Origin of the sequence: Algoriphagus winogradskyi (assembly GCF_900182815.1) — a bacterium.
GTDB lineage: Bacteria > Bacteroidota > Bacteroidia > Cytophagales > Cyclobacteriaceae > Algoriphagus > Algoriphagus winogradskyi.
In genome coordinates, this window is sequence record NZ_FXUA01000018.1 from 1 (window position 1) to 1,931 (window position 1,931).

Genomic DNA, 1,931 nt, shown 5'->3' on the forward strand with positions numbered 1-1,931 from the left:
CGGGTATCGGAGGTTTGAAAGCAGGGAAGTTGGAAACTGAACAATGCCGTAGGCATGTCAAATTTGTAGCGCCGGGTTTTAACCCGGTGTTTAAGGATGTAATTGTTAACCAGCGCTGGCCCAGAATCATCATTCGGAGACGAAGGCGAAGTGCCAGCAAGATGGAAACGGGTAGCCATTATTGTAAGAAATGTTGAATGAAAAACATTCAATCAAGCTGTTGAAAGGCTGTCCTGAGAATGCAATAGCAAAAGTCATGGATAGTTGGGTCTGTGAGACACAGACCATGGATGGAGATAGCTGGTGTTGAGTGACCGATGTTAGATGTTATTAATCATAAATGTAAAATTTCGAATATCGAATGATGAAGTAGGAAGCGGTCAAGAAATAGGATTGTATTCAATAGGCTGGGGTTTCAACCCCAGCTTATAGAAGTATAAGGTTTTACCAGCGCTGGCCCAGAATCGTCTAGCGGAGACGCGGTGTTGTGCCAGCAAGATGAACCGAATCGATTTCGGATTTCAGATGTGAGATGGATGCCCGGTGTCCGGTGATGAGGAATTGAGAATTTAAAATTTATAATGGGTGGAAGTTAGGGGCTTGGTCTATATCTGGTTGCAGTTGTGTCTAGCTTCTGGAGAAGCAGGACAATAAAGGCCATTCTAACGGGTGATTGTTGATGCTCCCCTATTGGAAATGGGATAAAAAAACCGGAGAGGAATCCCCTCCGGCTTAAATACAAATTTCCTGAATCAAGAGCTTTTTGCAGAATGCGATTACAGAGTGGTGCAGCCCGAAGGATCCTCTTGCTTCGTTCGAGAGGATCTGCGAATCCTAGGACTGCGGGTACGCTGCATCACATTCTTTATCACTGCCTGTTCGGCTTCCAGTCGGTAAAAGAGCTCTTTCAACTTGGCTAACTCATCCCTTAACTGCCTTGTATCCTCTATCAGCAATTTTAGAAAATAAGCAATCACCGAAAGCAGCATCATGGTCACCACCCCTGCCAGACTTAGCAATAGCTCCGCTGCAGACATGATTCAAGGAGATAAGGAACTTGCTCTGATACTATCTGCAACTCTACAATTTCCCCCCGCTCCCATTCAGATTCCAGTCTCTCCATCAACTGGAGAAATGCTAGTTTGGTGAATAGCGGTGTACCGTCGGCTCTATAGCTGGTCACAGGATAGAGGGAACTGGATTCCAGCTTATCTTCTCCTTGGTAAGAAGAGATTTTACCTTTGTCCCCTATTCCTATCTCCCAGCCTTTCCCCTCGGAATGCATAGCTTCCAGCTCGTACACTCCTTCTTCCAGACAGGCGATCTCTTTTCCAAAGCAGGCCTTGGGAGGCTCGCGGGTAAAGCAGAGCTGCTTCTGCCCGAGAAATAATCTCCCAAGGGTTACTGTTGCTTTGTACTTGCGGTGAAGTACCAGTCTCATCTTAGACCTGCTCTACTCCTACCATCTTAGCCGCATTGTGCGCCCCATTGTTAATGGAGTACTCGCTGCCATTCACCATCTGGACGAATTCCACACTGAGAACAAAAGCTCTGTGCGTACCAGGAAGCAGGGCTTTATCAACGGATAGATTGATTGCCGCAGCCGGATCGATTACTGGAAGCAAAGTTGAAGCAGCAGTTTGCACTGCTCTTGCACCCGTCGAGAAATCCAAACCCACTCCTGTAGCCGATATCCTCAAGTGGGTTGCACCTCTAGGTACTGCCACATAATCCTGAGGGACAAAAGCCGGGATGGCTACCGCCCATGCCGTTGGGGAATCCGTGTAGGTAGTTTCCAAAAAGAGCGTACTACCCAGGGAACTGGAAGCATTCAGCTCCATATCTTTCAGTAGACTCCAGTCGCCTGCACGTACCATACGTTCTCCTCGGTTATTGACAAGATCTGATTGCAGCACCTTCATCATCACCTG

At 47.3% G+C, this 1,931-nt stretch carries 2 protein-coding genes and 1 pseudogene; all 3 read right to left on the bottom strand.

All coding sequences use genetic code 11. The features are described 5' to 3' along the window. Positions 1–776: 776 nt before the first annotated feature. Positions 777–1,037 (bottom strand): hypothetical protein, encoded by a 261-nt coding sequence (locus QOL76_RS21190; protein WP_283414961.1) that lies wholly within the window; start codon positions 1,035–1,037, stop codon positions 777–779. Beyond that, positions 1,013–1,441, bottom strand: a complete 429-nt coding sequence (locus QOL76_RS21195; RefSeq protein WP_283414962.1) for a DUF5675 family protein — start codon at positions 1,439–1,441, stop codon at positions 1,013–1,015. The genes QOL76_RS21190 and QOL76_RS21195 overlap by 25 nt, the downstream gene beginning before the upstream one ends. Before the next feature lies 1 nt (position 1,442). After that, positions 1,443–1,931: pseudogene (locus QOL76_RS21200) on the bottom strand (hypothetical protein); the annotation flags it as partial.

Bases quoted from the DNA above. Each gene is read 5' to 3' on its own strand.
- QOL76_RS21190 (WP_283414961.1), bottom strand. From the start codon at position 1,037: ATGTCTGCAGCGGAGCTATTGCTAAGTCTGGCAGGGGTGGTGACCATG.
- QOL76_RS21195 (WP_283414962.1), bottom strand. From the start codon at position 1,441: ATGAGACTGGTACTTCACCGCAAGTACAAAGCAACAGTAACCCTTGGG.